The following is a 6,293-nucleotide window of genomic DNA, read 5'->3' as shown; positions in this document are numbered from 1 at the left end:
GTAATCAGTAATCAGTAATCAGTAATCAGTAATCAGTAATCAGTAATCAGTAATCAGTAATCAGTAATCAGTAATCAAAAATTAAAAAATGCTCTTAGAATAACCTAATTTAATCTTCTTTTTTTTGTTTTACCTCTAAATTCTTGATTCTTGATTCTTGATTCTTGATTCTTGATTCTAAAACTTTGAAAAAATTAACACAGAGTAACATAGATTTAGTGCTATTCTTATGTCTTTTTTAGTATTCAGTCTTATCTCTTGTCTCTAAATTGAAACAAAAACTTAATCATAAGACTGTCCTTCTTCTTCCGCAGCTTTTTGCATGGTAAGAAACTCTTCTGGAGATAAATCTCCATAATAAAAACTAATAGGGTTTACTGCTCTACCATTTTTATGAACTTCATAATGTAAATGTGGACCAGCAGATAAGCCAGTATTACCAACATAACCTATTAAATCTCCTCTTTTTACGTTTTTACCTTTTTCAATTACAATTTTTTTCATGTGTGCATAAATAGTTTCATACCCATAACCATGCTCTATGTAAACAACATTACCGTAAGAACTACTTCTTTGCGCTCTAATTACTTTACCATTTGCAGTGGCGTAAACTGGCGTACCAACACGCGCTGTAAAATCCATACCCTTGTGCATCTTTCTATACTTTAATATGGGATGCATTCTTAGACCATAACCAGAAGCCATTCTTGTTAAATCTTCTTTTTTAACAGGTTGTATTGCTGGTATAGAAGCCAACATACTCTCCTTTTCTTTTGCTAAATTTACAATTTCATCTAAAGATTTAGACTGTACAACCAGTTGTTTAGAAAGTATATCTATGTCTTTAGTTACTTTTGTAATCATCGTAGAATTATCAAAACCATCTAAATATTTGTATCTATTTACACCACCAAAACCCGCTTTTCTTTGCTCGTCTGAAATAGGGTTTGCTTCAAAATACGTTCTATAAATATTATTATCTCTTTCTTGTAATTGTGCCAAAATAGACGAACTTTCTTGCATTTTTTTAGAAAGCAACTCGTAATGTAACTTTAAATTTTCTAACTCTCTTTTTTGAGCTCTCTCTCTTGGAGACATAATAAACTGGCTAAACACAATAAAACCAATAAAAGAAGCTAATACTAAAGCTAAAACTCCAAAAATAGTTTTCTTATAGTATTCACCTTTTTTTACTGCAATTTTCCGGTAAGAAAGCGTGTCTGCATCGTAATAATATTTTACTTTTGCCATATGGATAAATATACTATTTTTGTTGTATTACGAGAGTTTTATATTTGAAACTCATTTTATTAAGTTACGAATTTACAAAATGTTTTACAACTGCTTTTTATTTGCAGTTTTTTTTAAAAATAATTTAACATAATCCAACTTGTTGGAAACTTCTTTTTTTATGAAATCTCAAGATATTCGCGCTACTTTTTTAAACTTTTTTCAAGAAAAAGCACATTTAATTGTTCCTTCTGCACCAATGGTTACTAAGGACGACCCAACTTTAATGTTTGTAAATTCTGGAATGGCGCCTTTTAAAGAATATTTCTTAGGTAACGGAGTTCCAAAAAATAACAGGATATCTGATTCTCAAAAATGTTTACGTGTTTCTGGTAAACATAACGATTTGGAAGAAGTAGGTTATGACACCTATCATCATACTTTATTTGAAATGTTAGGAAACTGGTCTTTTGGCGATTATTTTAAGAAAGAAGCAATTGCTTGGGCTTGGGAGTTATTAACCGAAGTTTATAAAATAGATAAAGATATTTTATATGTAACCGTTTTTGAAGGTTCTGATGATGACGATAACTTAAAAATGGATACCGAAGCCTTTGATATCTGGAAACAATTTATTGCTGAAGATAGAATCTTAAAAGGAAACAAAAGCGATAATTTCTGGGAAATGGGTGAACAAGGACCTTGCGGACCGTGTTCTGAAATTCATATTGATATCCGCTCTGCGGAAGAAAAAGCGAAAGTAGACGGACGAACTTTAATTAATGAAGATCATCCACATGTTGTAGAAATATGGAACTTAGTTTTTATGCAATACAATAGAAAAGCAAACGGAACTTTAGTAGATTTACCTAATAAACATATAGATACTGGAATGGGATTTGAACGTTTGTGTATGGTTTTACAAAATGTACAATCTAATTACGACACAGATATTTTTACACCAATTATTAGAGAAATCGAAACAATTGCCGATGTAAAATATGGTGAAAATTTAGAACAAGATATTGCTATTCGTGTAATTTCAGACCACGTTAGAGCGGTTGCATTTTCTATTGCAGATGGGCAATTACCAAGTAATACTGGTGCTGGTTATGTTATTAGAAGAATTTTAAGACGTGCAGTACGTTACGGTTTTACATTCTTAAACAAAAAAGAGCCATTTATTTATAAATTAGTAGATGTTTTAAGCAATAAAATGGGAGACGCTTTCCCAGAATTAAAAGCACAAAAACAATTAATAGAAAATGTGATTAAGGAAGAAGAAACGTCTTTCTTAAGAACTTTAGACCAAGGTTTATTATTACTAGATAGAATTATAGAAAGCACTTCTGGTAAAGAAGTTTCTGGTGATAAAGCTTTTGAATTATACGACACTTATGGTTTCCCTATAGATTTAACGTCTTTAATTCTTTCTGAAAAAGGATTGACTTTAGATGAAAAAGGATTTGAAGAAGAACTACAAAAACAAAAAAACAGATCTAGAGCTGCTAGTGAAATGTCTACAGAAGATTGGACTATTTTAGTTGATGATCCGATAGAAGAATTTATTGGTTATGATGCTTTAGAAGCAAACGTAAAAGTTACACGATACAGAAAAGTAACTTCTAAGAAAGATGGTGAAATGTATCAATTAGTTTTTAACCTAACTCCTTTTTATCCAGAAGGTGGAGGACAAGTTGGGGATAAAGGGTATTTAGAAACTACACAAGGAGATGTGCTGTATATTTTAGATACTAAGAAAGAGAATAACGTTATTATTCACTTTACAAAAAACCTTCCAAAACATATTAACGAAACTTTTAAAGCGGTTGTAGACAAAAAACAACGTTCTAGAACAGAATGTAACCACACAGCTACTCATTTATTGCACCAAGCTTTAAGAGAGGTTTTAGGGGTTCATGTAGAGCAAAAGGGTTCTGCAGTACATTCTAAATATTTACGTTTCGATTTTTCTCATTTTTCTAAATTAACAGTAGAAGAATTACGTGAGGTAGAAAATTTTGTAAACAGAAGAATTGACGCTCAACTTCCTCTAGAAGAAAGTAGAAATATTACCATGGAAAAAGCAATTGCAGATGGAGCAATGGCTTTATTTGGTGAAAAATACGGTGATACTGTAAGAGCTATTAAGTTTGGTAAGTCTATTGAACTTTGTGGCGGAACACACGTAAAAAATACCAGTGATATTTGGCATTTTAAAATTAAATCTGAAGGTGCTGTTGCTTCTGGTATCAGAAGAATAGAAGCGATTACAAACGACGCTGTAAAAGATTTTTATTCTGAAAACAATAAGGCTTTATTCGAAATTAAAGACCTTTTAAACAATACAAAAGAACCTGTAAAAGCAGTACAGAAGTTACAAGATGAAAATGCTTCTTTACAGAAACAGATAGAGCAATTATTAAAGGATAAAGCTCAGAATTTATCTGGTGAGTTAAAAAGCCAATTACAAGAAATTAATGGCGTTCAGTTTTTAGCTACTAAAGTAGATTTAGACCAAAACGGAATTAAAAACTTAGCTTTTTCTCTAGGAAAAGAACATCAAAATTTATTCTTATTATTTGCTTCTTCTGCTGCAAAAGATAAAGCGATGTTAACTTGTTATATCTCTAAAGAATTGGCAAATGAACGTGGTTATGACGCAGGTAAAGTAGTTAGAGAATTAGGAAAACTAATACACGGTGGTGGTGGTGGACAAAATTTCTTTGCAACTGCAGGTGGTAAAAACCCAGGTGGCATTCCGAAAGCTTTAGAGAAAGCAGTAGATTATTTGGTCTAAAAAGTTTCTCGCAAAGACGCAGAGACGCAAAGGTGGTGTATTGTTATGTTTAACATATAAATTAAACATACAACCAAGAACACACAACTTATAAAAAACTTTGCGCCTTAGCGGCTTTGCGAGAGAAACACACACAACATAAAAAAACTTTGCGCCTTCTAGAAAAACAAAAAAAACGTTGTACCTTTTGATAAAAAATTATGACGGAAAATGAAATTTCTAAAATAGTTGTAGATAAATGTTATCAAATTCACGTTGCATTAGGACCAGGTTTATTAGAAAGTGTCTATGAAGAAATTTTGTATCACGAACTAAAAAAGGAAAAACTAAAAGTAGAACGTCAAAAAGTACTTCCTGTATTTTGGGATCAAATAAAATTAGAATTAGGTTTTAGAGCAGATTTAATCATTGAAAACAAAGTAATCTTAGAACTAAAGTCTGTCGCTAAAATTGCGCCCGTTCACCCAAAGCAGTTATTAACCTATTTAAAAATCACCAACTTAAAGCTAGGGTTACTAATTAATTTTAATGAAGTTCTTATTAAAAACGGAATCACAAGAATTGTAAATAGTTTCTAGTTTCTCGCAAAGGCGCAGAGACGCAAAGAGATTGTTACTACTAGTAGTTTTATTAGAACAATATAAGAAGCATACAACTAAGAAGATACAACTTGAAAAAAAAACTTTGCGCCTTAGCGTCTTTGCGAGAGAAACACCACACAACTTAAAAACCTCTACTTTTTTCCGAGAAACAAATAAAACCACACCTTTGCAAGATGAAACTCCAAACTCAAATTTCCTTAAAAAAAGAAACAAGAAACACCATAGATTACAATTCTAAGGTACTATTATTAGGCTCTTGTTTTTCAGAAAACATAGGAGATAAATTATCTTATTATAAGTTTCAATCACATCAAAATCCATTCGGAATTTTATTTCATCCAAAAGCAATTGAAAATTTAATTACAAACGCTATTAATGAAAAAGAATATTCAGAAAAAGATTTAACGTTCCAAAATGAACGTTGGCATTGTTTTGATGCACATTCTAGTTTAAGTGCTGCTGGTAAAAACGAATTATTAAACAATCTAAATTCAACAATTTCATCAACAAAAAAACAATTAGAAGAAGCCACACACATTGTTATTACACTAGGCACTTCTTGGGTGTATCGATTTATAGAAACTGATAAAATTGTTGCCAATTGCCATAAAATTCCGCAGAAAAAATTTTTAAAAGAATTACTTTCTGTTGATGAAATTTCTGAGAGTTTAGAAGCTATACTTGTACTTTTAAAATCTATAAATAAAGATATCCAAATACTTTTTACGGTTTCTCCTGTACGTCATTTAAAAGATGGCTTTATAGAAAACACCCAAAGTAAAGCTCATTTAATTTCGGCTATTCACAATATACTTAATGGAGGCTGCGCCTTCTATTTTCCGAGTTATGAAATTATGATGGATGAATTAAGAGATTATCGATTTTATGCAGAAGACATGATTCACCCAAATAAAACTGCCATTAACTATATCTGGGAAAAATTTGTTGCCAGTTGGTTTTCTGAAGATACTCTATTAACAATGAAAGACGTAGATGTAATTCAAAAGGGACTTTCTCACAGACCCTTTAATGAAAACTCAGTACAACATCAGCAATTTTTAAAAAATTTAGAAGTTAAAAAAGAGACATTAAAAGTTCAGTTTACTTTTATCAATTTTTAAAGCACAAAAAAATAAAATTAATTTACTTAAAAATTTTATGTAAATTCCCATCTCATAACATTAACCTCCAAAAATGAGTCAAAAAATATTAATTGGTATAATTTCAGGTCTATTACTAGGCATGTTCGTTACCTCTATTTTCGTTATCGATGAAATTAATTTAATTGAACTCATTCTAACAAAAATTACTGCAACCTCTATAATAACAGGATTCTTTTGTGGTATTTATGCCCATATTTCAAAATCTAAACTAAAAGTATTTATTGTTTCTATTTTTATAGGAATCTTTATTTTCTATACAAAATACCTTATTACTGGGCATAATTTTGACCCACTAACTATGGGAGCTTTTATGGGAGCAATGCTAGGTGGAATCTTTGCCTTTTTTAGAAAAGCGACACATTCTATAAAAAAATATAACAGATTACAAAGACACAAAAAAAAGGGTTTCAAGAAATAAACTTTTAATTTTAAACAAAAAAATAGAATTCTAACACGAAGTTAAAATTCTATTTTTTTTATTTTATCAATAAAACCCTT

General features: G+C 30.5%; 5 protein-coding genes. 4 read left to right on the top strand and 1 reads right to left on the bottom strand.

Going from position 1 to position 6,293, the window contains the following annotated elements; translation table 11 throughout:
• Positions 1 to 282: 282 nt before the first annotated feature.
• Positions 283 to 1,251 (bottom strand): M23 family metallopeptidase, encoded by a 969-nt coding sequence (locus tag GQS58_RS15690; RefSeq protein WP_166387631.1) that lies wholly within the window; start codon positions 1,249 to 1,251, stop codon positions 283 to 285.
• 160 nt (positions 1,252 to 1,411) lie between these two features.
• On the opposite strand from GQS58_RS15690, the gene alaS reads away from it, so the two are divergent.
• From alaS to GQS58_RS15670, 4 genes are all read left to right on the top strand, one after another.
• A complete protein-coding gene (gene alaS, locus GQS58_RS15685) occupies positions 1,412 to 4,030 on the top strand; it encodes an alanine--tRNA ligase (RefSeq protein WP_166387629.1) in 2,619 nt (872 codons plus the stop codon).
• A gap of 200 nt (positions 4,031 to 4,230) precedes the next feature.
• Positions 4,231 to 4,608: a GxxExxY protein gene (locus GQS58_RS15680; RefSeq protein ID WP_166387627.1), complete on the top strand. Its 378-nt coding sequence runs from the start codon at positions 4,231 to 4,233 to the stop codon at positions 4,606 to 4,608.
• Between the two features lie 197 nt (positions 4,609 to 4,805).
• Positions 4,806 to 5,753, top strand: coding sequence for a GSCFA domain-containing protein (locus GQS58_RS15675; protein ID WP_166387625.1), 948 nt, complete (start codon positions 4,806 to 4,808; stop codon positions 5,751 to 5,753).
• 73 nt (positions 5,754 to 5,826) lie between these two features.
• Positions 5,827 to 6,213, top strand: coding sequence for a hypothetical protein (locus GQS58_RS15670; RefSeq protein ID WP_166387623.1), 387 nt, complete (start codon positions 5,827 to 5,829; stop codon positions 6,211 to 6,213).
• Positions 6,214 to 6,293: the final 80 nt, after the last annotated feature.

This window comes from Polaribacter sp. 11A2H, assembly GCF_011379025.1.
Classification (GTDB): Bacteria; Bacteroidota; Bacteroidia; order Flavobacteriales; family Flavobacteriaceae; genus Polaribacter.
The sequence above is the reverse complement of the archived record's forward strand: the minus strand, read 5'-3'. Positions and strand labels throughout refer to the sequence as shown.